The sequence below is a fragment of the Nocardia ignorata NBRC 108230 genome, assembly GCF_001612905.1.
GTDB lineage: Bacteria > Actinomycetota > Actinomycetes > Mycobacteriales > Mycobacteriaceae > Nocardia > Nocardia ignorata.
In genome coordinates this window covers 131,980-157,079 of the sequence record NZ_BDBI01000028.1, presented here as the reverse complement: position 1 = coordinate 157,079, position 25,100 = coordinate 131,980, and the positions used below count along the sequence as shown (strand labels likewise).

Annotated in this window: 22 protein-coding genes; 7 read left to right on the top strand and 15 right to left on the bottom strand. The window is 68.7% G+C overall.

The annotated features are described in order from the left end of the window. Positions 1 to 65: 65 nt before the first annotated feature. The gene (locus NI2_RS23500; protein ID WP_067494285.1) at positions 66 to 743 is read left to right on the top strand and encodes a TetR/AcrR family transcriptional regulator; all 678 of its coding nucleotides are present in this window, start codon (positions 66 to 68) and stop codon (positions 741 to 743) included. Between the two features lie 63 nt (positions 744 to 806). On the opposite strand, the gene NI2_RS23495 is transcribed toward NI2_RS23500, so the two are convergent. Genes NI2_RS23495 through NI2_RS23485 form a run of 3 tightly spaced genes read right to left on the bottom strand, consistent with a single transcriptional unit; the run spans position 807 to position 3,578 of the window. Next, positions 807 to 1,571, bottom strand: coding sequence for a gamma-glutamyl-gamma-aminobutyrate hydrolase family protein (locus NI2_RS23495; RefSeq protein ID WP_067494282.1), 765 nt, complete (start codon positions 1,569 to 1,571; stop codon positions 807 to 809). Continuing rightward, positions 1,568 to 2,923 carry a glutamine synthetase family protein gene (locus NI2_RS23490; RefSeq protein ID WP_067494279.1) on the bottom strand — a complete coding sequence of 452 codons (1,356 nt, stop codon included), beginning with the start codon at positions 2,921 to 2,923 and terminating at the stop codon, positions 1,568 to 1,570. Before NI2_RS23490 ends, NI2_RS23495 begins: the two co-directional genes overlap by 4 nt. After that, positions 2,916 to 3,578 carry a hypothetical protein gene (locus NI2_RS23485; protein WP_067494276.1) on the bottom strand — a complete coding sequence of 221 codons (663 nt, stop codon included), beginning with the start codon at positions 3,576 to 3,578 and terminating at the stop codon, positions 2,916 to 2,918. The genes NI2_RS23490 and NI2_RS23485 overlap by 8 nt, the downstream gene beginning before the upstream one ends. Before the next feature lie 155 nt (positions 3,579 to 3,733). Between NI2_RS23485 and NI2_RS23480 the strand changes: the two genes are divergently transcribed. After that, entirely contained in the window at positions 3,734 to 4,690 is a 957-nt protein-coding gene (locus NI2_RS23480; protein WP_067494273.1) for an alpha/beta hydrolase, read from the top strand. Between the two features lie 116 nt (positions 4,691 to 4,806). Here the strand turns inward: NI2_RS23480 and pntB are convergent, their stop codons facing one another. The 10 genes from pntB to NI2_RS23430 are packed head-to-tail and all read right to left on the bottom strand — an operon-like array spanning position 4,807 to position 15,501. Further along, positions 4,807 to 6,228: a Re/Si-specific NAD(P)(+) transhydrogenase subunit beta gene (gene pntB / locus NI2_RS23475; RefSeq protein ID WP_067494270.1), complete on the bottom strand. Its 1,422-nt coding sequence runs from the start codon at positions 6,226 to 6,228 to the stop codon at positions 4,807 to 4,809. A gap of 27 nt (positions 6,229 to 6,255) precedes the next feature. Further along, on the bottom strand, positions 6,256 to 7,779 hold the full coding sequence (locus NI2_RS23470) for a Re/Si-specific NAD(P)(+) transhydrogenase subunit alpha (RefSeq protein ID WP_067494266.1): 1,524 nt from the start codon (positions 7,777 to 7,779) through the stop codon (positions 6,256 to 6,258). Next, the gene (locus tag NI2_RS23465; RefSeq protein WP_067494264.1) at positions 7,776 to 8,867 is read right to left on the bottom strand and encodes an acyl-CoA dehydrogenase family protein; all 1,092 of its coding nucleotides are present in this window, start codon (positions 8,865 to 8,867) and stop codon (positions 7,776 to 7,778) included. Before NI2_RS23465 ends, NI2_RS23470 begins: the two co-directional genes overlap by 4 nt. After that, complete coding sequence (locus tag NI2_RS23460) at positions 8,864 to 10,042, bottom strand: acyl-CoA dehydrogenase family protein (RefSeq protein ID WP_067494261.1); 1,179 nt, start codon at positions 10,040 to 10,042, stop codon at positions 8,864 to 8,866. Before NI2_RS23460 ends, NI2_RS23465 begins: the two co-directional genes overlap by 4 nt. After that, positions 10,039 to 11,262 carry an acyl-CoA dehydrogenase family protein gene (locus tag NI2_RS23455; protein ID WP_067494258.1) on the bottom strand — a complete coding sequence of 408 codons (1,224 nt, stop codon included), beginning with the start codon at positions 11,260 to 11,262 and terminating at the stop codon, positions 10,039 to 10,041. The genes NI2_RS23460 and NI2_RS23455 overlap by 4 nt, the downstream gene beginning before the upstream one ends. Beyond that, entirely contained in the window at positions 11,262 to 12,290 is a 1,029-nt protein-coding gene (locus NI2_RS23450) for a phosphotransferase family protein (protein WP_067494254.1), read from the bottom strand. Before NI2_RS23450 ends, NI2_RS23455 begins: the two co-directional genes overlap by 1 nt. Continuing rightward, positions 12,290 to 12,742, bottom strand: coding sequence for a MaoC family dehydratase (locus NI2_RS23445; protein ID WP_067494251.1), 453 nt, complete (start codon positions 12,740 to 12,742; stop codon positions 12,290 to 12,292). Before NI2_RS23445 ends, NI2_RS23450 begins: the two co-directional genes overlap by 1 nt. Continuing rightward, on the bottom strand, positions 12,739 to 13,497 hold the full coding sequence (gene fabG, locus NI2_RS23440) for a 3-oxoacyl-ACP reductase FabG (RefSeq protein ID WP_067494248.1): 759 nt from the start codon (positions 13,495 to 13,497) through the stop codon (positions 12,739 to 12,741). The genes NI2_RS23445 and fabG overlap by 4 nt, the downstream gene beginning before the upstream one ends. Positions 13,498 to 13,528: 31 nt before the next feature. Beyond that, positions 13,529 to 14,284, bottom strand: a complete 756-nt coding sequence (locus tag NI2_RS23435; RefSeq protein WP_067494244.1) for an SDR family oxidoreductase — start codon at positions 14,282 to 14,284, stop codon at positions 13,529 to 13,531. After that, positions 14,281 to 15,501 (bottom strand): acetyl-CoA C-acetyltransferase, encoded by a 1,221-nt coding sequence (locus NI2_RS23430; protein ID WP_067494241.1) that lies wholly within the window; start codon positions 15,499 to 15,501, stop codon positions 14,281 to 14,283. The genes NI2_RS23435 and NI2_RS23430 overlap by 4 nt, the downstream gene beginning before the upstream one ends. Positions 15,502 to 15,655: 154 nt before the next feature. On the opposite strand from NI2_RS23430, the gene NI2_RS23425 reads away from it, so the two are divergent. After that, on the top strand, positions 15,656 to 16,321 hold the full coding sequence (locus NI2_RS23425; protein WP_084476670.1) for a TetR/AcrR family transcriptional regulator: 666 nt from the start codon (positions 15,656 to 15,658) through the stop codon (positions 16,319 to 16,321). A 26-nt stretch (positions 16,322 to 16,347) separates the two neighbouring features. On the opposite strand, the gene NI2_RS23420 is transcribed toward NI2_RS23425, so the two are convergent. After that, positions 16,348 to 17,769, bottom strand: a complete 1,422-nt coding sequence (locus NI2_RS23420) for an aldehyde dehydrogenase family protein (protein WP_067494238.1) — start codon at positions 17,767 to 17,769, stop codon at positions 16,348 to 16,350. Then, on the bottom strand, positions 17,766 to 18,893 hold the full coding sequence (locus NI2_RS23415) for an NDMA-dependent alcohol dehydrogenase (RefSeq protein ID WP_067494235.1): 1,128 nt from the start codon (positions 18,891 to 18,893) through the stop codon (positions 17,766 to 17,768). Before NI2_RS23415 ends, NI2_RS23420 begins: the two co-directional genes overlap by 4 nt. A gap of 159 nt (positions 18,894 to 19,052) precedes the next feature. On the opposite strand from NI2_RS23415, the gene NI2_RS23410 reads away from it, so the two are divergent. From NI2_RS23410 to NI2_RS23395, 4 genes are all read left to right on the top strand, one after another. Continuing rightward, positions 19,053 to 20,450, top strand: coding sequence for an MFS transporter (locus NI2_RS23410; RefSeq protein ID WP_067494232.1), 1,398 nt, complete (start codon positions 19,053 to 19,055; stop codon positions 20,448 to 20,450). 112 nt (positions 20,451 to 20,562) lie between these two features. Continuing rightward, entirely contained in the window at positions 20,563 to 22,089 is a 1,527-nt protein-coding gene (locus NI2_RS23405; protein ID WP_067494229.1) for a long-chain-fatty-acid--CoA ligase, read from the top strand. Next, positions 22,086 to 23,507: an FAD-binding oxidoreductase gene (locus NI2_RS23400; protein ID WP_067494226.1), complete on the top strand. Its 1,422-nt coding sequence runs from the start codon at positions 22,086 to 22,088 to the stop codon at positions 23,505 to 23,507. Before NI2_RS23405 ends, NI2_RS23400 begins: the two co-directional genes overlap by 4 nt. Next, the gene (locus NI2_RS23395; protein WP_067494222.1) at positions 23,504 to 25,060 is read left to right on the top strand and encodes an acetolactate synthase large subunit; all 1,557 of its coding nucleotides are present in this window, start codon (positions 23,504 to 23,506) and stop codon (positions 25,058 to 25,060) included. The genes NI2_RS23400 and NI2_RS23395 overlap by 4 nt, the downstream gene beginning before the upstream one ends. The last annotated feature ends 40 nt before the right edge of the window (positions 25,061 to 25,100 follow it).

The window sequence follows — 25,100 nt, the reverse complement described above, 5'->3', positions numbered from 1 at the left end:
GTCGCACTGGTAAAGTCGAAGTTGACTTGATCAATCGTTCAGATGTGAATCGACAGGAGTTACGCATGGCTCGCATCCCCGCCGCCGAACGCCGCGCCGATCTGGTGGCCGCGGCCGTGCGCGTGATCGCCGCCCACGGGGTGGACGGAGCCACGACGCGCCGCATCGCGGAAGAGGCGAGCGCTCCCCTGGCCACCCTGCACTACTGCTTCGCCACCAAAGAGGTGCTGTTCGCAGCGGTGTTCGAGTACCTCGCCAACGAGTACCGCGACGTGCTGCACCGCAGCGACGTCCACAGCGACACACAGAACACGGCTCGCGGGCTGTTGCGCGGCGTGCTCGAGTGGTATCTGGCGAACCCGGATTTCGGGGCGACGATCCTCGAGCTGATCAGCTGGGGCCAACGAGAGGGCGAGCAGGCCGAGGTCGTGTACGCCAAAGCCTTCTCGACCATGCACTCGATCCTCGAGGGCACCACCGTCGCGCCCGGCCGACCGGTCGACGCGGGCACGATCGACAAGCTGATCTACGTGGTGTCCGCGCTGTCCGACGGCTTCGCTCTCAACTGGCTGGTCTTCACCGACGAGAACGCGGCGCAGGCCCAGATGGCACTCACCCTCGGCGTGCTCGACGCCTGGATGGCGGTGAACCTGGGCGAGCCCGCCGCCCCCGCGGCCGAGCCGGTGGTCCATGAGCCCGAGCCCGACATGCGCTCGCTGGTGTCGTGGGTTCGCATGGACTGACCGAGACGCAGTACACGCCGCTGTGGCCGCCACCGACGAGGTGGCGGCCACAGTCGTCGTTGTTCAGCGCTGCTCGGCGGCCGCTTCGACCAGCCAGCGCAGGGCGCCGTCGTCGGTGACCATCCACTCGGGATGCCATTGCACGCCGAGCACCGGGGCGCCGGGCAGTTCGATGGCCTCGGCGACGCCGTCCTCGGTGCGGCCGGTGACGACCAGCCCGTCACCGCACGCGTCGACCGCCTGGTGGTGCCACGAATTGGTGACGAGCCGATCGCCGAACACCTTCTGCGCCACCGTTCCCGGGTCGAAGGTGACGACGTGCCCGGGGTCGCCGTCCGAGAGCGGACCGGCCGCCGCCAGGTGCTCGATCGGCCCGGAGGGCAGGTCGGCGATCAGTGTGCCACCGAGGGTCACGTTGAGCACCTGCATGCCCCGGCACACCCCGAGCAGCGGGATCTGCCGTTCGATCGCGACCGTGGTGAGCTCGGTCTCGAAGCGGTCGCGGTCGGGATCGTGCACCGACGGGTTGTCGACCGCGTCGATCTCACCGACCACCGACTCGTCGCCACCCCACCAGCGCGGGTGCACATCCTGACCGCCCGTGATCACCACACCCGACAGCCAGTCGCCGAGCGCGGCCGGATCGGCGTCGTAGGGCAGCATCACCGGCACGCCGCCCGCGCGGGTGATCCGTTCCGCGAAATCGGTGAAGAAGGCGTCGGTGAGCCGTCGGCTGTAGCCCGGGTGACTGCCGCTGATCAGCCCCATCCTGAACCGTCGTCCGGTGAGCCCGATCAGCGGTTTCACCGGGGTCGAGCGCGCGGTCACGGGAACTCGAAGTAGCGCGTGGATTCCCACTCCGACAGCTCGGCGAACGGATCGCCGCCGGTGGTGTGGAACTGCATCCATTCCCAACGCCGCGTGCCGACCCAGTAGTCGACGAACTCGTCGCCGAGCTGCTCGCGCAGGATCAGGTCGGACTCGAGCGCGTCGGCCGCCTTGGTGATGGTGTCGGGCAGCCGTTCGAGATCCGGTGCGCACCAAGCCATGTCGCTGATCGGGTCGGCCGGTTCGAGCTTGCCGTCGATCCCGGCGATCACACCGGCCAGAATCGTCGCGACCGCGAGGTACAGGTTGGCGTCGGCACCCGGAACGCGGTACTCGAGGCGCGAGTACTTCGGGTGACCACACACCGCGCGCACGGCTGTCGTCTTGTTGGCGATGCCCCACGTCACCGTGGTCGGGGGCCCGCTCAGGTCGACCAGGCGGCGGAAGGAGGTGATCTGCGGGAGCATCACCGAGGTCGCGCCGCGCATCGTCGCGAGCAGTCCGGCGACCGCGTGCCGCATGGTGTCCGACGGCCCGTCGGCGGCGTAGAACGCATTGACACCGTCGCGCTGCAACGACAGGTTGACGTGTGAGGCCTGGCCGTAACCGGCGGTCGGTTTGGCCATGAAGGTGACGGTGTGACCGAGCTCGAAGGCCACCTCACGCATCACCTGCCGGGCGCGAGCCCAGTTGTCGCACACCGAGATCGGGTCGGCGGGGACGAGATTGAGCTCGACCTGACCGGCCGCGTCCTCATCGCTCCACGCCTCCCACTCGATACCGATCTCCTCGAGCCGTCGCGCGACCGCCGACATGTAGTCGACCCAGTCCTTGGACTTGGCCAGGTTGTAGGCGGTGCCCGCGGAGCCGCCGAGCGGGGTGAGATCGCGGTATCCCTTCGCGCGTGCCTCGTGCACCGACTCCTGGAACAGGGTGGCCTCGATCTCGACGGCGATGGTCGCGGTGAAACCTCGGTCGGCGAGCCGATCGACCAGCTTGCGGGCGAGATTGCGCGGACAGGTGCCGATCGGGGTGCCGTCGGGCTGCCAGTAGTCACCGATCACCGACTGCACACCGGGCGCCCACTGCACCATCGTCGCCGGGTCGGGCCGGAACTGCAGGTCGGCGAGATGACCGCGCCAGTCGGGGTAGGCGAACCCGAGCGTCGGCGCGTTGCCGAGGTCGAGACCGAACAGCAGGTCGGCCATCGCGAAACCGGAGTCCGCGCAGGCGGTGTACTTCGCGGGCGAGACGTTCTTGCCGTGGAACGAGCCGTCGTGATTGGTCGACTCGATCCGGACCGTGTGCACGCCCGGCTCGAGAACCGTTGCGGTGGCGGCGATTTCAGACATCGTAACGAACCTTCCAGGAGGCGCCGACCAGTACGGACAGCTGCGAGAGCGTGCCGCGCACGCCGACGAGGCCGGTGGACAGAGCGGCGAGCAGATCGACCGCGCCGGTGAAGACGGCGGCCAGCAGGTCCGGCGGGCCCGCGATGACGTAGTGGGTCTCCCCCTCGCCCGCGACGACCTGCTCCACGCCGTCGGGTCCTTCGATGACGGCGACGAGCATGTCGGGGATGCCGGGTACCGAGCGGGCCTTCTCCCAGAAGCTCAGCGCGGCGGTCTTCCAGTCCGGCAGCGGGGGCGACAGCAGGGCGACCGCGACGGCCGCGAACTCCGCCGAGCCGACGGGCTCGCCCACCGGGGCGAAGAACTGGTTCAGATCGACGGTCGCGTCGAGGTCGGGCTCGACGAACACACCGCCCGACACCGCGATCGCGCCGTCGGCGAGGGTGATCGTGGCCGCCTGCGGTGTGTCGTGGGAACGGATCGCGATCGTGCCGGTGAGTCCGGCGGGCAGCAGCGAGCCGTCGGCGCGGAGGGAATCGGCGATGGTCCGGGCGATCAGCCGGACGATCGGACTTGCGTCGTCCTCGATCCGGATGTCGACCCCGGCGACCGCCTCGGCCCCGCGCGTCGCGGGCCCGATCGTCGTTTCGGTCATCTTGTTGTCCTTTCGATGCGACGAGATCGCGTGCGCGGTACACCGTCGACAGCGGATCCCAAATGGAACGTGAACTTCTAGTCAAATGTCTGGGTCACGTGACTATGATGGTGAGGCACAGATCACTTCTTGTCAACGACGAGCGAGGATTTCCCATGAACGACGACACTCCCCCGAGCTGGAAACTGCTCGATGACCAGGCGACGGCCGTAGCGACCATGATCAGCCGGATCTTGTCGAAACCCCTCCACGAACTGGGACCGGAGCAAGCTCGCGCGCTGGTGAACTCGGCACCGTCGGCCGAGCCGATCACCCCGCTCGACCATGTCGCACCACTGACCGTGCCGACCCGAACCGGCACCATCGCGGGGCGCCTCTACCGCGCGAACGCGACGGCCGCCGCACCCACCCTGGTCTACCTGCACGGCGGCGGTTTCGTCCTCGGCACCCTCGACGGCGCCGACGAGCTGTGCCGGGCCATCGCGGACAAATCGGGGTGGACGGTGGTTTCACTCGAGTACCGCCTGGCGCCGGAGAACCCCTACCCGGCGGCGCTGCACGACTGTGTCGACGCCTACGCCTGGCTGCGCCGATCGGCCGCCGACCTGGGCATCGACCCGGATCGGATGGCGATCGGCGGCGACTCGGCCGGGGGGAATCTCGCTGTCGCCCTGTGCCTTCACCGCCGCGAGAACGGCGGCGACCTGCCCGTCGCGCAGGTGCTCGCCTACCCCGCCGTCGACGACACGTTCACCAGGCCGTCATGGTCGGAGTTCGCCGACGCACCGCTGCTCGGCGCCGCGGAAGGACGCTGGTTCTGGGAGCAGTACGTCGGAGCCGGACATCCCGGCGGCGATCCCCTGGCGGCGCCGATGCGGGCGGAATCGTTGCGAGACCTGCCGCCCGCGCTGGTCATCACGGCCGAGGTCGACCCGATCCGCGATGACGCCGAGGCGTACGCGCGACGCTTGCGGGACGAGGGCGTGCCGGTGTCGTCGACCAGATACACCGGGGTCTTCCACGGCTTTTTCACCGAGGTCGGGGTGTTCCCGCAGACCGAGCAGGCGATCGACGAGGTCTGCGGGTACCTGCGTGACCTCGCGTCCCCGTAGCTCGGCTTTTGACGGTCGACCGGATCCTTCTCCGGTCGCCTGACATGGTCATCTGATCATGATCAGCATGCCGGTCCGGTGGCGCTGGAGATGCGCCGCCGTACCGAGGGTTTGAGTCACAGCGCTTTCACGATGTCGTCGACGCGGTCCTTCGCGTCACCGAACAGCATCGCGGAGTTCTCGCGGAAGAACAGGGGGTTCTGGACGCCGGCGTAGCCCGAGGCCATGGAACGTTTGAAGACGACGACGTTGTCGGCCTCCCACACCGTGAGGACGGGCATGCCCGCGATGGGGCTGGCCGGGTCCTCGGCGGCAGCGGGGTTGACGGTGTCGTTGGCGCCGATCACCAGGACCACGTCGGTGCCGGTGAAATCGTCGTTGATCTCGTCCATTTCCAGGACGATGTCGTAGGGCACCTTCGCCTCGGCCAGCAGCACGTTCATGTGGCCGGGCAGCCTGCCCGCGACGGGGTGCACACCGAACCGCACGGTGACGCCCCGCTCGCGCAGCTTGCGGGTGAGTTCGGCGACGCCGTGCTGGGCCTGGGCCACGGCCATGCCGTAGCCGGGCGTGATGATCACCGACGACGCCCCGGCGAGCAGTTCGGCGACGGCATCGGCGCTGATCTCGCGGTGCTCACCCAGGTCGGTGTCCCCGGCCGGGCCCGCGGTGATGCCGAAGCCGCCCGCGATCACCGACACGAACGAGCGGTTCATGGCCTTGCACATGACATAGGACAGGTAGGCACCCGAGGAACCGACCAGCGCACCGGTGATGATCAGCAGATCGTTGCCGAGCAGGAAGCCCGACGCGGCCGCCGCCCAGCCGGAGTAGCTGTTGAGCATCGACACCACGACCGGCATGTCGCCGCCGCCGATGGAGGCCACCAGGTGCCAGCCGAGCAGCAGTGCCACGACCGTGATCGCGATCAGCGTCCACAGCCGGGGGTCGAGGACGAACCACACGGTCAGCGCGGCGAACAGCACAAGTGCGCCGACATTGAGAATGTTCTTGCCCGGCAACATCATCGGTGCCGACGCGATGCGCGCCGACAGCTTCAGGTAGGCCACGATCGAGCCGGTGAACGTCACCGCGCCGATGAACACCCCGATCGCGACCTCGGCACCGTGGATTCCCAGCAGTCCGTCGGCGCGCAGCAACGCGGCCTCGGCGCCGCCGGGATGTCGTTCGACATGCAGGTAACCGTTCCAGCCGACCAGCACCGCCGCCACACCCACGAACGAATGCAGCAGCGCGATCAGCTCGGGCATCCCGGTCATCTCGACTACCCGGGCTCGCCACAGGCCGATCGCCGCGCCGATCGCGGTGGCGCCGACCAGCAACAGCAGGCCTGAGGGCTCGATGTCGCGGCTGATCGCGAGGACGACGGTGGCGCCGAGGGCCACCGCCATTCCGACGATGCCGAAGGTGTTGCCCATCTTCGCGGTGTCGTGCCTGGCCAGGCTGCCCAGCGCGAGGATGAACAACAGCGCCGCGACGAGGTAGGCCGAATCGGCCACGGTTTCAACGGAAATCATGAGAATCGCTCCGGGGTCGGGCGCAGCTCAGCTGCGGGAGAACATGGCGAGCATGCGGCGGGTCACCGCGAAGCCACCGAAGATGTTGATGCTCGCCAGCAGGATCGCCGCGCACGACAGGCCGGTGATCCACGCATCGCCGTGCCCGATCTGCAGCAGCGCGCCGACCACGATGATCCCGGAGATCGCGTTGGTCACCGACATCAACGGGGTATGCAGCGCGTGATGGACATGGCCGATCACGTAGTAGCCGATCACGATCGCGAGCGCGAAGACCGTCAGATGGCCCTGGAGCGCGGGTGGTGAGATCGCGATCAGCCCGAACACCGCGGCCGCGGCGATCAGTACCAGCCCGATGCGGCGCGCGGCGGACAGGGGCTCCTTCGCCGCGGCCGGTTCCGGCGGCTCGACGGGTTCGGCCGCCGGTTTCGCCGAGACGGCGACCGGGGGCGGCGGCCAGGTGATTTCGCCGCCGCGCACGACGGTGATGGATCGCTGGACGACATCGTCGAAGTCGAGGACCAGCCTGCCGTCCTTGCCCGGAGTCATCAGCTCGATCAGGTTCGCCACGTTCGTGCCGTAGAGCTGGGAGGCCTGCGTGGGCAGGCGACCGGCGAGGTCGGTGTAACCGATGATGGTGACGCCGTTGTCGGTGACGATCGCCCGGTCGGTGACGGTGCCCTCGACATTGCCACCGTTCTGCGCGGCCATGTCGACGATGACACTGCCGGGCTTCATCGAGGCCACCATCTCGGCGGTGATGATGCGCGGCGCCGGGCGCCCGGGGATCAGCGCGGTGGTGATGATGATGTCGACGTCGGCGCACTGCTCGGCGTACAGCTGAGCCTCGCGCGCCCGGTAGTCGTCGCCCATCTCCTTGGCGTACCCGGTGGCCGAGACCTCCGCCTCGGCGGAGTCGATCGAAAGGTATTCGCCGCCAAGGGATTTCACCTGATCGGCGACTTCCGGGCGCGGGTCGGTTGCCCGCACGACCGCACCGAGACTGCCCGCGGCACCGATGGCGGCCAACCCGGCCACCCCGGCGCCGACGACCAGCACCTTGGCGGGTGGCACCTTGCCCGCGGCGGTGACCTGCCCGGTGAAGAACCGGCCGAACGCGTGGGCGGCCTCCACGATCGCGCGATAGCCCGCGATATTCGCCATCGACGACAGCACGTCCAGCGACTGGGCCCGCGAGATCCGCGGCACGGCGTCCATCGCCAGGGCGGTGAGGGGCCGCTTGCCGAGCTCGGTGACGACGTCGGGGTCGTTCAGCACCCCGAGCAGACCGATGACGGTGGTGCCGGGGTTCAGGTCGGCGAGCTGGTAGGTGGCGGGGGCGTTGACGCCGAGCACGATGTCGGCGGCGCGGGCATCGCCGATCGTGGCACCCGCCTCGACGTAGGCGTCGTCGGAGAACGACGCGAGGGTGCCCGCGCCCGGGTCGACCACCACCTCGTAGCCGAGCCGGACGAGCCGGGTGACCGTCGCCGGAGTGGCGGCCACCCGGGTCTCGCGTGGGCGTGCTTCGCGCAGGACACCGACGATCATGGTCGGGGCACCTCGACCAGCTCGGACAGCCGCACCCGATGTGCCCCGGCGGTACCGAAGGCGAGCTGGTCGGCCTTGGCGCGCTTGAGGTACAGATGGGCCGGATGCTCCCAGGTCATGCCCATGCCGCCGTGCAGCTGCACCGCCTCCTCACCGGCGTGGACCGCGAGGTCGCTGCAGAACGCCTGGGCCACCGAGGCCGCGACGGGCGCGTCGGCGTCGTCGGTGGCGAGCGTGGCGGCCGCATAGCGGGCAGCGGCGTTGCCGGACTCGACCGCGGTGTAGAGGTCGGCCAGCCGGTGTTTGATCGCCTGGAATCCGCCGACCACGCGGCCGAACTGGCGACGTTCCCGCAGGTACGCCACGGTCTCGTCGAGGCACCACCGCGCCACGCCGTACTGCTCGGAGGCGAGCAGGGCGGTGCCCGCGGCGAGCGCCCGGCGCACCGCCGCCTCGCCGTCGGCGACCACGAGTTCGCCTGCGGCGCCGTCTAACTCGAGGTCGGCGAGCTGGCGGGTCATGTCGAGGGAGACGACCGCGGTGAGTCGCGCGTCGGCGGTCGAAACCGCGTACAGCGCAATACCTTCGGGCCCGGTGGCCGGGACCAGCAGCACGTCGGCCTCGAGCGCACCGGCGACACTGGTGACAGTGCCTGTCAGCCGTCCGTCGTCGGCCGACGCCGTGGGCAGCGCGCCGTGCGCAGCAGTCGTCAGCGGCACGGTCAAGGCGGCCGTGCGCTCCCCCGCCGCGAGCTGACCGAGCAGCGCCGAACCGGAGCCGAGCAGTGCGGTCGTCGCGACCACGGCGCTGGTCAGGAAGGGCACCGGGGCGACGAAACGCCCGAGCTCCTCGAGCACCACCGCCGCCTCACGAGCCGAGGCACCCGCGCCACCGTCCGCTTCGGGAACGAGCAGCCCGGCCAGGCCGAGGTCGACGGCGATGTTCTTCCACAGGCCGTCGACCAGCGCGCGGTCGCCGTCGTAGAGGGCGGTGACCGCGCCGGGTTCGCAATGCGCGGTCAGCACCGAGCGCACCACGGCGCGCAGGTCGTCCTCGACTTCGGTGTAGAGCAGATCAACGTCGGTCATCGCGCGACTTCTTTCCAGGGACGGTCCTTGTCGGTACGCGGCTCGGCGGGCAGGCCGAGAATGCGTTCGGACACGATGTTTCGCAGGATCTCGGAGGTGCCGCCCTCGATGGAATTGCCCTTGGCTCGCAGGTAGCGGTATCCGGCGTCGCGGGCGTTCATGTCGACACGCTCCGGACGGACCATGGTCCAGTCGGAATAGCGAAGGCCGTCTTCGCCGAGCAGTTCGACCTCGAGTCCGGACAGCTGCTGCGCGATCCGCGCGAAGGACAGCTTCATCGCCGAGCCCTCCGGACCTGGCTGTCCCTGAGCCAGCTTCTGGCGCAGGCGAAGTCCGGTGAGCCGGGCGACCTCGGCGTCGACCCACAGCCGCAGCAACCGGTCGTGCAGATCCGGGGTGCGCCGTTCCTGGTTCGCCCGCCACGTGTCGGTGACCACGCCGATGAGCCCCGATTCGCGGGCACTCGCCCGGCCGCCGATGGCGACGCGCTCGGTGTTGAGGGTGGTGTTGGCGATGCGCCATCCGTCGCCCTCGGCGCCGAGGCGCTGTTCGTCGGGGACGCGGGCGTCGGTGATGAAGACCTCGTTGAACTCGGCCTCACCGGTGATCTGGCGCAGCGGCCGCACCTCGACACCCGGCTGGGTCATGTCGACCAGGAAGTACGACATGCCACGGTGTTTGGGGACGTTCGGGTCGGTGCGGGCGAGCAGGATGGCGAACTGTGCCAGGTGCGCGCTCGAGGTCCACACCTTCTGCCCGTTGACCACCCACTCGTGACCGTCGCGGACCGCGCGGGTGCTGACATTGGCCAGGTCGGAGCCGGCGCCGGGTTCGCTGAACAGCTGGCACCAGATCTCCTCGCCCGTCCACAGCGGACGCAGGAAACGCTTCTTCTGCTCCTCGGTACCGCAGGCCAGGATGGTCGGCCCCGCCATGCCGAGACCGATCACGTTGGCCGCCGGATTGTTGTCCGGGGCCCCGGCCTGCTCGAAGAGCTGGTCCACCTCGGGCTGCCAGCCGTGCGGCAGACCGAGACCACCGTGACCTTCGGGGAAGTACACCCACGCCAGCCCCGCGTCGTAGCGAGCGCGCAGGAACTCCAGGCGCTCGGTGGTCGCGGGATCGTTGGCGGCGAGGAATTCCCGGATCCTGGTGCGGAGTTCGTCGATGGTCATCGGCCCTCCCGATACTTGCGCAGCTCGTTCTTGGCCAGCGCGTTCTTGTGGACCTCGTCCGGTCCGTCGGCGAAACGCAGGGTGCGGTTGCCCGCGTAGGCGGCGGCCAGCGAGAAGTCCTGGGACACACCGGCGGCGCCGTGCACCTGGATGGCTTTGTCGAGAATCCACTGGACGGTGGCCGGGGTCGCGATCTTGATCGCCTGGATCTCGGTGTGGGCGCCCTTGTTGCCCACGGTGTCCATCAGCCACGCGGTCTTGAGCACCAGCAACCGCAGCTGCTCGAGCTTGACCCGCGACTCGGCGATCCAGTCACGGATCACGCCCTGCTCGCTGAGCGGCTTGCCGAACGCGACACGCTCCTCGGCGCGGGCGCACATCGCCTCGATGGCCCGTTCGGCCACGCCGATGGCCCGCATGCAGTGGTGGATGCGGCCGGGCCCGAGACGAGCCTGCGCGATGGCGAAGCCGTACCCTTCACCGCCGATCAGATTGGTGGCCGGGACCCGCACATCGGTGAAACGCATCTCCGCGTGGCCGCCGTGATCGTGGTCGTCGTAGCCGAAGACCTCCATGCCGCGAATGATCTCCACGCCAGGGGTGTCGCGCGGGACCAGGATCATCGACTGCTGCTGGTGCCTGCTCGCGGTCGGGTCGGTCTTGCCCATCACGATGAACATGCGGCAGTTGGGGTTCATGGCGCCGGTGATCCACCACTTGCGCCCGTTGAGCACGTAGTCGTCGCCGTCGCGCTCGATGCGGGTGGAGATGTTGGTCGCGTCGGAGGAGGCCACATCGGGTTCGGTCATCGCGAACGCCGACCGGATCCGCCCGTCCAGCAACGGCTCGAGCCATTCCTTGCGTTGCTCTTCGGTGCCGAATTGCGCCAGCACCTCCATGTTGCCGGTGTCGGGAGCCGCGCAGTTCAGCGTGGCCGGCGCCAGATGACCACTGCGGCCGGTGATCTCGGCCAGCGGTGCGTACTGCAGGTTGGTCAGCCCGGCACCCTCCTCGCCGGGCAGGAACAGATTCCACAGGCCCCGCCTGCGGGCCTCGGCCCGCAGTTCGCTCATGATCGGCACCGAATCCCAGGCCCAGCGGTTGTCGAGCTGGGATACCTGTTCGCGGAACACCGGTTCGGCCGGGTAGACGTGGGTGTCCATGAAGTCGAGCAGCGAGGCACGCAATTCCTCGGTGCGGGCGTCGTAGGCGAAATCCATCAGCGGTACTCCTTCAGTGCGGTGAGGCCGGTTTCGAGGAGGGGCTCGATGGCCGAACCGATGGCATCGAAACCTTCGCCGACAGTCTGGCCGTGCAGATAGCGGTAGTGGATGCCTTCGAGGATCGCGGCCAGTTTGAACGCGGCGAGCCCGAGGTAGAAACCGAACCGCGACATGTCGCGCTCGCTGCGCGCGGTGTAGCGGGCGATGATCTCGGCTTCGGTCAGGAAGCCCGGTGCCACCGTCGCGTCGGCCACCACGGCGCTGCCCGCCCTGGCCGCGAGGCGGCCGTAGACGACCATCAGCGCCAGGTCGGTCAGCGGATCACCGAGGGTGGCCATCTCCCAGTCGACGACCGCCGCGAGCCGGTCCGTGGGATCGGTGAGCACATTGTCGAGCCGGTAGTCACCGTGCACGATGCCCACCGCCGACTCGGCGGGAACGTCCGCGGCGAGCAGCGCGTGCAGTTCCTCGGCGAGCGGGAGGTCGCGGGTGTGCGACGCGTCGAGCTGCTTCTTCCACCGGCGCACCTGGCGTTCCAGGAAGCCCTCGGGACGACCGAAATCGGCCAACCCGACTGCCGCGGGATCGACCGCGTGCAGTACCGCGAGGGTGTCGATCAGATCGGTCGAAATGGCGCGGGTGCGTTCGGGTCCCAGCTCACGCAGTTCAGCGGCGGTCCGGTACGGCGTGCCCTCGACGTACTCCATCACGTAGAAGGGGGCACCGAGCACGGTGTCGTCCTGGCACAGTGCGTACATGGTCGGCACCGGGACGTCGGTGTGCTGCAGGGCCGCCATCACCCGGTATTCGCGGGCCATGTCGTGGGCGGTGGCCAGCACGTGACCCAGCGGGGGCCGGCGCACGATCCACCGGCTGGTGCCGTCGGTGACCGCATAGGTCAGGTTCGATTTGCCGCCCGCGATCAGCGAGCCGCTCAGGGCCGGGCCCGCCACCGGCAGCTGACCACGGAGCCAGGTGGAGAGCCGACCGAGATCCAGGCCGGGAAGGTCGGCCCGGGTCTCCATCAGGCCACCACGAGGGTCAACGATTCGACCACGCAGACCGGCTTGTCGCCGCCTTCGCGCTCGACCGTCACCCGGGAAGTGACCAGGTGGCCGGCAGCACCCGCGGCGACCGAGACCAGCTCGATGCCTGCCCGCACCTTCGAGTCCACCGGGACCGGCGCCGGGAAACGCAGCTTGTTGGCGCCGTAGTTGACGGCCATCTGCACGCCCTCGACCCGGTACACCTGCGGGACGAGCAGCGGCAGCAGCGACAAGGTCAGGTAACCGTGCGCGATCGTGGTGCCGAACGGACCCGCGGCGGCCTTCTCGGTGTCGATGTGGATCCACTGGTGGTCACCGGTCGCGTCGGCGAACGCGTTGATCTGCGCCTGGGTGATGGTGTGCCACCCGGAGTAGCCCAAATGGGTTCCGACAGCGCCCTCGAGTTCGGCGACGCCCTGGAAAATTCTCATGCCTTCGGCCCTCCCGCGACGTAGAGCACCTGACCGGACACGAAACCCGCTCCCTCACTGGCGAAGAACGACACGGCGTGCGCGATGTCCTCGGGCACACCGGTCCGTGCGACCGGAATCTCCTTGGCCGCACCGGCTTTGAAGTCCTCGAACGGAATGCCGACGCGCGCCGCGGTGGCCGCGGTCATCTCGGTCTCGATGAAACCGGGGGCGATGGCGTTGGCGGTGACGCCGAACTTGCCGAGCTCGAACGCGAGGGTCTTGGTGAAGCCCTGCACGCCCGCCTTGGCCGCGGCGTAGTTGGCCTGGCCACGGTTGCCCAGCGCCGAGGTGCTCGACAGGTTGACGATGCGGCCGAACTTCGCTTCCGTCATGTACTTCTGGACCGCGCGGGTCATCAGGAACGCGCCGCGAAGGTGCACGTTCATCACGGTATCCCAGTCGTCGGTGGTCATCCGGAACAACAGGTTGTCGCGGATGACACCCGCGTTGTTGACCAGCACGGTCGGGGCGCCCAGTTCGGCGACGACCCGCTCCACGGCGCCGGTGACGGCCGCCTCGTCGGAGACGTCGGCGCCGACGGCGATGGCCCGGCCGCCCGCGGCCTGGATCTGCTCGACGACCGGCTTACAGGCGACCTCGTCGAGGTCGATCACCGCGACGGCCATGCCGTCGGCGGCGAGCCGGCGGGCAACGCCCGCGCCGATGCCACGGGCGGCGCCGGTGACGATCGCGGTCTTGGTCGGTGTGCTCATTGGTTTCTCCTGAGGTTTTCGCCAGTAGTTGTCAGACGCCGCCGGTCAGCGTGACGCCGCCGTCGAGCACCAGTAGTTGTCCGGTGACCCAGGACGCGTCGTCGGAGAGCAGGAACGCCACCGCGCCCGCGATGTCCTCGGGCACGCCGAGCCGCTTGAGCGGGTAGGTCTCGGCGAGCTCCTGCTCCTTGCCCTCGTACAGGGCGGTGGCGAACTTCGTCTTCACCACGGCGGGCGCGACCGCGTTCACCCGGAGCTTCGGGCCGAGCTCCACGGCCAGCTCCTGGGTGATGTAGGTCAGCATGGCTTTGCTGGCCCCATAGAATCCGATGCCGGGTGCGGGCTTGATCCCGGCCACCGACGACACGTTCACCACCGCGCCGCCGTGCTCGGCCATCCACGCCTTGTGCACCTGCTGGGTCCATGCCAGTGCCGCAAGGCAATTGACTTCGATGATCTTGCGCGCGGCCTGCGGGTCCATCTCGATCATCGGACCGTACACCGGGTTGATGCCGGTGTTGTTCACCAGCAGATCGACGCTGCCGAACGTCTCGATCGCGCGGGCGACGGCGTCTTCCTGATGGGTGGTGTCATCGGCGCGGCCCGCCACGCCGAGCGCGTGCTCGGGGCCGCCGAGCTGGACCACCGCCGCGTCCAGGGCGTCCTGCTTGCGGGCGGTGACGACGACCTTCGCGCCGTCGTCGACCAGGCGCTGCGCGATGCCGAGCCCGATCCCTCGGCTGGCGCCGGTGACGATCGCGGTCTTGCCCGCGAAACGGCCGGTCACGAGAGCCGCTCCAGCACCATGGCCATACCCTGGCCGCCGCCGACACACATCGTCTCCAAGCCGAACTGCTTGTCGTGGAAGCGCAGCGAGTTGATCAGCGTGCTGGTGATGCGGGCGCCGGTCATGCCGAACGGGTGACCGACCGCGATCGCGCCACCATTGACGTTCAGCTTGTCCTCCGGGATGCCGAGTTCGCGGGCGGAGCCGAGCACCTGCACGGCGAAGGCCTCGTTGATCTCGACCAGGTCGATGTCGTCGATGCTCAGACCCGCGCGGCGCAGGGCCTGCTTGGAGGCTTCGATCGGGCCCAGGCCCATGATCTCCGGCGACAGGCCCGAGACACCGGTGCTGACGACCCGGGCGAGCGGGGTCAGTCCCAGTTCCCTGGCCTTGGTGTCGGACATGACGACCAGCGCGGCGGCGCCGTCGTTGAGCGCGCAGCAGTTGCCCGCGGTGACGGTGCCGTCGGGACGGAACACCGGCTTCAGCTGACTCACCGCCTCGAGGGTGACACCGGCACGCGGGCCGTCGTCGGCGCTGACCACCGTGCCGTCGGGCAGTGTCACCGGAGTGATGTCGGTGGCCCAGAAGCCGTTGGCGATGGCCTTCTCGGCCAGATTCTGCGAGCGGACACCGAATTCGTCCTGCTCGGCACGGGTGATCCCGGTGAACTGGGCGACGTTCTCCGCGGTCTGACCCATGGCGATGTAGACATCGGGGAGCTGACCGTTCGCGCGGGGGTCGGCCCAGGACGGTGCCCCACCGGCGGCACGTTCGGCGGTCCGCGCGACCGCGTCGGCGAAGACCGGGTTCTGGGTGTCGGGCATACCGTCGGCATTGCCCTTGGTGAAGCGGCTCACCGTCTCGACGCCGGCCGAGATGAAGACGTCGCCCTCGCCTGCCTTGATCGCGTGCAGCGCCATCCGGGTGGTCTGCAGGCTCGACGAACAGTAGCGATTGACGGTCGTGCCGGGCACCGTGTCGAGCCCGGCCAGCACCGCGACCGTGCGGGCCATGTTGAAGCCCGATTCGCCTGCCGGCTGACCGCAGCCGAGGACGAGGTCCTCGATCTGGGTCGGGTCGAGGTCGGGCACCTGAGCCAGCGCGGCGCGCACCATCTGCACGGTCAGGTCGTCGGGACGCATGTCCTTGAGCGAGCCCTTGCCCGCGCGACCGATCGGGGAACGGGCAGCGGCGACGATCACAGCTTCCGGCATTCGGATCTCCTTTGATAACTAAGCGCTTGCTTAGTAGCATAGTGCAGGGTGGTCCCCGTCACCGTCAACAGCAAGCAGGACTTCAGCTCCTGTTAACCACATCACACCAGCCCCGACCAGTGCGGTTCCAACGAGACGAGATAATGGCGATCCCATGACCGAGACAACCGAACCCCGCGGCGACTCGACCCGCGCCCGGCTGCTGGAAGCCGCCCTCGAGGCATTTGCCGAGAAGGGCTTCAACGGGACGACGACACGCGATATCGCCGGGGCCGCCGGCATGAGCCCGGCCGCGGTCTATGTGCATCACAAATCGAAGGAAGAGCTGCTCTATCTCATCTCGCGATCGGGCCACGACGAGACACTCGAGCTGATCCGAAGGGCGGCCGCGTCGTCCAGCGATCCGGCCACCGCACTGCGCAACGTGATCCACGAGTTCGCGGTTCATCACGCACGCGCGCATACCAGCGCCCGGATCGTCAACTACGAACTGAACTCGCTGAATCCGGAACACCTGACCGAGATCCGCGCCATCCGTCAGCAGATCGACCACGCCATGCGCGAATTGGTGCAGCGCGGGATCGAGGAGGGCGCCTTCGACACCCCTGACGCGCGAATCGCGGCCACCGCTCTGCTTTCCCTCGGCATCGATATCGCCCGCTGGTACCGCGAGGCGGGCCCCTGGTCACCGGAGGATATCGCCACGGCCTATGCCGAGATCGCGCTACGAATCGTCGGCGCCGTTCGACCCCGCCCGCACCGGGACGATCAAGACAGCCGCACCGACGAGTTCCTCGGCACGGGCAGGGGCGAAGGGTAGCGAGGGGAATCCCCCGCCACCCGCCTCTACCGGAAGATCGCCTTGATCTCGAGGAATTCCTCGAAACCGAAGACGCCGGCCTCCCGGCCGACACCGGACTGCTTGTATCCGCCGAACGGTGCGCTGATGTCGAATTCGCCGCCGTTGACTTCGACCTGGCCGGCCCGGATCCGCCGCGCGACGCGCATCGCCCGCTCGGCGTCGCCGGACCACACGCCGCCCGCCAGGCCGTAGTCGGAGTCGTTCGCGATCCGCACCGCGTCCTCCTCGTCGCGGTAGCCCATGATCGACAGAACGGGTCCGAAGATCTCCTCACGCGCGATGGTCATGTCCTCGGTGACATCGGCGAACACGGTCGCACCGACGAAATAGCCTGTCGCTTCGCCGGTGTCGCGCCCGTCGAGCACCAGTGACGCCCCTTCGGCGACACCGCCGTCGATGTAGGCGCGCACGCGAGCGAGCTGGTCGGCGTTCACCAGTGGACCGAGCAGAGTGGTCTCCGCCGCCGGGTCACCGACCTGGTACTCGCCGGCCACCTTCGCCGCGATCTGGGCGGCGTCGGCCATCCAGTCCTGCGGAACCAGCATCCTGGTCAGCGCCGAGCAGGTCTGACCCGAGTTCAGGAAGCACTTGCCGACGCCGTCGGTGACAGCCTGCTCCAGGTCGGCGTCATCGAGGATGACGTTGGCGGATTTGCCGCCCAATTCGAGCGCCACCTTCTTCACGGTCTCCGCGGCGACCTTCGCCACCCGCTTGCCCGCCGCGGTCGAGCCGGTGAAGGTCACCATGTCGATATCGGGGTGCGCGGCGATCGCCTCGCCGACAACGGGCCCGTATCCACTGACGAGATTGAGCACGCCCGCGGGCAGACCGATCGCGTCGAAGACGCCGACCAGCTCGTAGGTGATCAGCGGCGCGACCTCGGTCGGCTTGAGGACCACGGTGCAACCCGCGGCGAGCGCGGCGCCGATCTTGAGCACCACTTGGTGCAGCGGATAGTTCCACGGCGTGATCGCGCCGACCACCCCGATCGGCTCGCGCACGATCAGGGTGTTGCCGTCCTCGTGCGCATCGAAGCTGGACGTTCGCGCCAGTTCGGCGAAGACGGCGAGGTTGGCCGCGGGCATCTCGATCTGCACCGGACCGGCGAAGGCCACCGGCATACCCATGTCCCTGGTGACGAGCGCGGTGAGTTCGGCCGAACGCGCCAGCACGGCCTCGTGGGCCCGCTGCAGGTATTCGGCACGCTCGCCACCGCTGAGCGCGGACCACGCGGGGAAGGCCGCGCGGGCGGCGCGCACCGCACGGTCCACATCCTCGGCGGTGCCCTCGGCGACCGCCGCGATGGGCTTCTCGGTAGTCGGGTCGACCACCTCGATGCGGCCGGTGCTCGCCGAATCGACCCAGGCGCCGTCGAGGTAGATCTTGGTGTAGTCGATGTCGGTCATCGGTCGGCCTCCGTGTACTTGATGACGCCACGCAGGTTCTTGCCGTCGAGCATGTCCTGGTAGCCCTGATTGATGTCCTCGAGCCGGTAGGTGTTGGTGATCAGGGCGTCCAGCTCGAGCTTGCCCGCCTGATACATCGACAGCAGCGACGGAATCTCCTTGCGTGGGTTGGCGCCACCGAAGAGAGCGCCGTGCAGCGTGTGCTGCATGACCGCGAGCAACGCCAGGCTGAGCTTGACGTCCATGTCGTCGACGTGGCCCATACCGACCACCACGCAACGGCCCGTCTTCCCGGTGAGCCACATCGCGGGTTCGATGTGTTCGCCCTGGATGCGCCCGATGGTGAGGACGACCACGTCGGCCAACCGTCCCCAGGTCAGCTCTGTAACCGGCTCGAGCGCTTCCTCCATCGACGCGAAGGTGTGTGTCGCCCCGAACCGCTTGGCTTGTTCGCGCTTGTAGGCCACCGGGTCGATCGCGATGATGTTGTTCGCGCCCGCGGCGACCGCGGCCTGCACGGAATTGATCCCGACCCCACCGATGCCGACTACCACCACGTTCTCCCCGGGGCGCACCTGGGCGACGTTGGTGACCGAACCCCACCCGGTGGTCACCCCACAGCCGACCAGGGCGGCCACCTCGAGCGGGATGTGGTCTTCGATCTTGACCACCGAGTACTGGTGCACGGTGACGTAGGGCGCAAAGGTGCCGAGCAGGCACATCGGGATCACGTCCTTGCCACGCGCCCGGATCCGGGAGGTGCCGTCGCTGATCGACTTGCCGGTGAGCAGGTCGGCACCGAGATCGCACAGGTTCTGGTGACCGGTCGAGCACGGCACACACTGACCACAGGCGGGGATGAACGAGAGGACCACATGGTCGCCTTCCTGTAGACCTTTGACCCCCGGCCCGATCTTGGTGATCACGCCCGCGCCCTCGTGACCACCGATCGCCGGATACGACTCGAGCGGGCTGTCACCGGTGAACAGGTGATGGTCGGAGTGACAGAGCCCGGAGGCAGCGAGCTGCACCTGGACCTCCCCCTCCCGAGGGTCGTCTATCTCGATCTCCTCCACCGACCACGGCTCGTTCACGTTCCAGAGAATCGCGCCCTTGGTTTTCATGTCGCTTGCCTTCCGTCGACGCCGGGAGCAGGGCTTATCGCCCGATCGGTCCCGTCGGTTGCCGTGCCAGAATTTACATCACAACTGTTGTGCAAAACACAGCGTAGCTCCTACAGTGACTTCCGTCACGTAAATACGCTTCGTCGATAAGGCACCCTCATGACCCTGCTCGATACCGAGGCCGGCCCCGCCTCCGAAATGAACCCGGCGGAGATCCCCGCTCGCCTCGATCGGTTGCCGGTGATGGCGCCGCACATCGTGTGGATCACCCTGCTCACCGTGAACCTAGGGCTCGGGTTCTACGACAACGCCCTGTTCGCCTACGTCACACCGGCCATCGTCGAGCACGCGGGACTGACCGTCGGACAGGTCGGCCTGGCGAGCACCGCCTTCTTCGCGGGCATGGTGGTCGGCGGCCTGCTCGGCGGACGCCTGGCCGACCGGTTCGGCCGGCGCGCGGTCATGGTGCGGGGCACCGCGATCTGCTCACTCGGCGTGATCGCCACCGGCCTCGCACCGAACTTCGAGACCATTCTCATCTCGCGCACGATTACCGGTATCGGCGTGCAAGCGTCGATGTCGGCGCTACTGGTCTACATCGTCGAGATGTTCCCCGCGGCCACTCGCGGCCGATTCGTCTCCGTCGTGACCTCGGCGTTCGTTGTCGTCGCGCCGATCGTCGCGCTGCTCGCCCTGGTCACGGTTCCCGCGGGCGGGCCCGATACCTGGCGGCACCTGTTCCTCCTCGGCGGCGTGGGCCTGCTGATCGCACCGATCGCCTACTTCGTCATGCCGGAATCCGTGCGCTGGCATATCTCGCGGAACCAGGTCGGCAAGGCCGAGCGGATCGTCGCGAACCTCGAGACCCGCGCACTGCGGCGCGGCCCGCTCGCCGAGCCCGAACCCGTCGCCGCGGGGGCGCAGCACGTGTCGCTGCGCAAGGCGCTGGGCAGCAGGCGCATCATCGGCACACTCGTCGCCCTCTCGATCGGCTATTTCGGCGCCACCTTCGGGCTGTACCTGTACCAGAACTGGGCGATGTACGTGCTCGTCGACGGTTTGGCCTACACCGAAGGCGACGCCTACCGCATCCAGCTCATCTGGAACGTCGTCTACTTCGCCACTCCCCTGCTGGCGATGCTGATGATCGACCGGATCGAACGCAAGACCTTCATCCTGGTGTCGTCGCTCCTGTCGGCCGTGCCGCTGGTGGGTCTCGGCGTGGCGAGCGCAGACTGGCTGGTCACCACCGCGGGCGGAGCCGCCGCCGTCGTCACCGGACTCGTGATCACCGCGTACTTCGCCTACATCCCGGAGACCATTCCCACCGAGGCCCGCGGGCTCGGCAGCGGGATCATCATCAGCGTCGGCAATATCGGCGGCGCGCTGTCGGGCGTGCTCGGTGCGTCACTGTACGGCGCGTGGGGCGGTGCGGGCGTGATGATTTCCGCGGCGGTGGCCTTCGTCGCGTTCTCGATCGTCATTCTCTTCTTCGGTCCGCGCACGACCAATCGCTCGCTCGAAGGTGTCACCGCCGAGGAGCTGAAAGCCGCGTGAGAGCGGACTCCGATTTACATCACAGCTGTTGTGTAAATTACTTCCCGCTGGTTACAGTGACCCCCGGCACATCAGCTGCGCCCCATCGCCTGTTCCGAAAGGCAGCCACCCCATGTCCAATGTGATCGACCCGATCGTCCTGCACGCCCGAACGCATCCCGAGCGTGTAGCGATCCATACCTCGGCCGGCCCTTGGTCCTACGCCGAACTGCGCACGCGCAGCCTGCGCTACGCGGGCCTGCTCACCTCACACGGCGTCGGCGCGGGCCATCGCGTGTTGCTCGCCGCGCCGTCCTGTCCCGAATTCGTGGTGGCCTACATGGGAATTCAGGCCGTCGGCGCGACCGTGGTGCCCACCAACACCATGTCCACCGAGCCCGAAGCCGCCTACTTCCTGGCCGATGCGGGAGCGTCGCTCGCGATCAGCTGGCAGGAGGTCGGGCCCGCGGTGTCGCGCGCCGCCGAGAAGGCGGGCATCACCCACCTGACGCTGACCACCGGCGCGGAGACCGACAGCACTCCCCTGGCTCGCGCGCTCGACCGAGTGCCGAGCGAAACCGCCGCGATCCTCTACACCTCCGGCACCACCGGACGGCCCAAGGGCGCCGAACTCAGCGTCGCCAACCTGCTCGCGGCGGGCGAGATCAGCTGCATCGTGGCGGGTACATCGAGCGAGGACCGCACCGGAACCGCCCTGCCGCTGTTCCATGTCTTCGGGCAGGCCGCGGTGATGATGGCGTCCTTCACCGGGGGCGGCTCGCTGTCGCTGCTCCCGAAATTCACCCCACAGGGGCTGATCGATCTGCTGCGCCGTGACGAGCTGACGGTGATGTGCGGCGTCCCGACGATGTGGAACGCCATGCTGCACGCCGCGGATGCTGCCGACAGCACCGATTTCGCGACCCTGCGCGTCGCCGTCTCCGGTGGCGCCACGCTGCCCGGCGAGGTGGCGCGTGCCTTCGAGGAGAAATTCGGCTGCACGATTCTCGAGGGCTACGGGCTCACCGAGACCACCTCTCTCGGCGCCTTCAACGACATCGAACGCGGCGGCAAAATCGGGTCGGTCGGTCGCGTGGTGCCCCGGCTCGAGATGCAGATCCGCACACACGACGGCGAGGTGTGCGGGCCGGGTGAGGTCGGTGAGATCTTCGTCCGCGGCGACACAGTCTTCAAGGGCTACCGCAACCGCCCGGACGCGACAGCCGATTCCCTCACCGCCGACGGCTGGTTCCGCACCGGCGACCTCGGCCGGTTCGACGCCGAGCACGACCTGCGGATCGTCGACCGACTCAAGGACATGATCATCCGCGGCGGCTACAACGTCTACCCGAGCGAGGTCGAAGAAGTGCTCTACGAGCACCCGGACGTGGTCGAGGCCGCGGTGGTCGGGGTGCCCGACGAGTACTACGGCGAAGAGGTCGCGGCAGTGATCACTCCGCGCGCCGGGGCAGCACTCACCACTGCCGATATCGACACATGGACGCGGGAACGGTTGTCCGCGTACAAGATTCCGCGCATCATCCAGTTCGTCGACCAGCTGCCGAAAGGCACGACCGGCAAGATCCTCAAGCGCGAGATCGACCGGGACACACTCCGCGCCACCGCGTCGTCACGTGACACCCAGGCGGCGCGCCCTTGAGTACCGCTCCTCTCGCCGGCACAGCGCCGGATCCACGCGTACTCGACCGGTTCGCGGCCGTCGTCGGATCGGCACACGTGGTCACCGGGGACCGGATCGGCCCCGACTACCACCATGACGAAGCGCTCGTCGGCACCCCGGTGGCGCCGCGCTATCTGGCCCGTCCGGCCACGGCCGAGGAGACCGCCGAACTCCTCGCCGTGGCCGCGGCGGCCCAGGTCCCGGTGACCGCGCGGGGCGCGGGCACAGGGCTGTCCGGCGCCTGCCGTCCCGCCGAGGACGGCCTGATCATCTCCTTCGAACGCATGGCGGCCGTGCTCGACATCGACGTCGCCAACCAGGTGGCGGTCGTGCAGCCGGGTGTCACCCTCGCCGATCTCGACGCGGCGACCAGCCCGCACGGCCTGATGTACACCGTGTTCCCCGGCGAACTGTCGGCCAGCATCGGCGGCACGGTCGGGACCAACGCGGGCGGCATGCGGGCGGTCCGCTACGGCGTCACCCGCCACAATGTGCTCGGCCTGCAGGCCGCGCTGCCGTCGGGGCAACTCGTGCGCACCGGCGGCAAGCTCACCAAGATGTCCACCGGCTACGACCTCACCCAGCTGATCATCGGGTCCGAGGGCACGCTCGCCCTGGCCACCGAGATCACCGTCCGCCTCTACCCACGGCCCGCGCACAGCGCCACGCTGATGGCCGTTTTCACCGATCTCCCCGCGGTCATGCGGGCGGTGCCCGAGGTGCTGCGCACCGGGGTGGCCCCGACCATCCTCGAATACCTCGACACCACAACCATGGAAGCGATCAGCCGGGCCCAGGATCTCGAACTCGGCATCGCCCCCGAGGTCCGGGCGGCGGCCGAGGCGTACCTGGTGATCGGGCTGGACAACCGTGAACGCGCGCCCCTCGACACCGGCATCGGACTCCTCGGCGAGCTGCTCGACACGCTCGGTGCGCTGGATACCTATGTGCTGGAGGGCAATTCGGCCCGACTGTTGATCGAGGCCAGGGAGAAGGCGTTCTGGTCGGCCAAGGCCTCGGGTGCCGACGAGATTCTCGACGTCGTGGTGCCGCGGGCCGCGATGCCCGAGTTCTTCGACGGTGCCACCGCACTGGCCCGCGCCGTCGACGCGCGTCTGGTCGGTTGCGGTCACGCGGGCGACGGCAATGTGCACATGGCCGTGTACTGCCGCGACGACCACACCCGCGAGGCGCTGCTGCATCGCGTCTTCGCCCTCGCGATCGAACTGGGCGGCGCGATCTCCGGCGAGCACGGCCTCGGACGGATCAAGACCGCCCACTTCACCGCGCTGGCCGACCCGGTCGCGCTCGCCCTGATGCACGGGATCAAGCAGGCCTTCGATCCAGCCGGAATACTCAATCCCGGCGTCGTTCTCGATGGAAAGGTGCTCGGATGACCAACGGTGCGCAAGCGCTGATCGCCACACTGGCCGAGGCGGGAGTCGAGGTGTGCTTCGGCAACCCGGGCACCTCGGAGATGCATTTCGTGGCCGCGCTGGACTCGGTACCACGGATGCGTGGCGTGCTGTGCCTGTTCGAGGGGGTGGTCACCGGCGCGGCCGACGGGTACGCCCGCATCGCGGGCAAACCGGCGGTCACCCTGCTGCATCTGGGCCCCGGCCTGGCCAACGGGCTGGCGAACCTGCACAACGCCCGGCGGGCGCAGTCGCCGATCGTCAATGTCGTCGGCGAACACGCCGCGGACCACAAACAGTACGACGCGCCACTGGATTCCGACATCGAGGCGCTCACGGGGTGGAGTCACAGCTGGACCCGCCGGGGCAGCTCCCCCGACAGGATCGGGCGCGACGCCGCCGATGCCGTCGCTGCCGCGCGCTCGACGCCGCCACGCATCGCCACCCTGGTGCTGCCCGCCGACGTGTCGTGGGGTGAGGGCGGTGTGGCCGCGACCCCGGTGACACCCGACCCGGCGACCGCACCCGACCCGGCGACCGTCGCCGAGATCGCGAAGATCCTGCGCAACGGCGAACAGGCGGTGCTGCTGCTCGGTGGACCCGCGGGCACCGAGCGCGGTCTCGTGGCCGCCGACCGGATCGCCACCGCGACGGGCGCGCGCCTGCTGATGGAGACCCACCCCCCGCGACTCACCCGGGGCGCGGGGGTACCGGCGATCGATCGGCTGGGGTACCTGGCCGAACAGGCCACCGGTCAGCTCGCAGGCGCCGAGCATGTCGTCGTGGCGGGTAGCCGCTCGCCGGTGTCGTTCTTCGCCTACCCGGACAAGCCGAGCGATCTGGTGCCGGTGGGCGCGCAGGTGCACCGGCTCGCCGAACCCGAAGCCGATGTCGTCGCCGCCCTGGAGGCACTCGCCGCCGAGGTCGCGCCCGACACGGCCGCGCGCCTCGTCGCCGCCTCGGTGCCCGAATTGCCGTCCGGCCCTTTGGATGTGCGCACCTGGGTGCAGGTGATCGGTGCCCTGCTGCCGGAAAACGCGATCATCTCCGACGAGTCCAACACCTCCGGCGTCTTCCTCGCCGCGGCCACCGCCGGTTCACCCCGCCACGATGTCCTGTCCCTCACCGGCGGCGCCATCGGACAGGGCCTGCCGGTCGCGGTCGGTGCTGCGGTGGCGGCCCCCGACCGGCCGGTCATCGCCCTGCAGAGCGACGGCAGCGCCGCCTACACGATCTCGGCACTGTGGACGATGGCACGCGAGAACCTGAACATCACGACGGTGCTCATCAACAACCGCGCCTACGCGATCCTGCGGATGGAGCTGGGTCGGGTCGGCGCGACCGAAGTCGGCCCGAAGGCAGCGGACCTGCTCGACCTGTCGCGCCCGGAGATGGATTTCGCCGAGATCGCCCGCGGTTTCGGCGTCCCGGCGACCGTCGCCACCACCTGCGAGGAGTTGGCCGAGCAGTTCCGGGCCGCGCTCGCCGAGCCGGGCCCGCATCTCATCGACGCCCGAATCCCGTCGCTGTTCTGATCCAAGATGCAAAAGTACTGCCCTGCACCGGTTTCGGTGC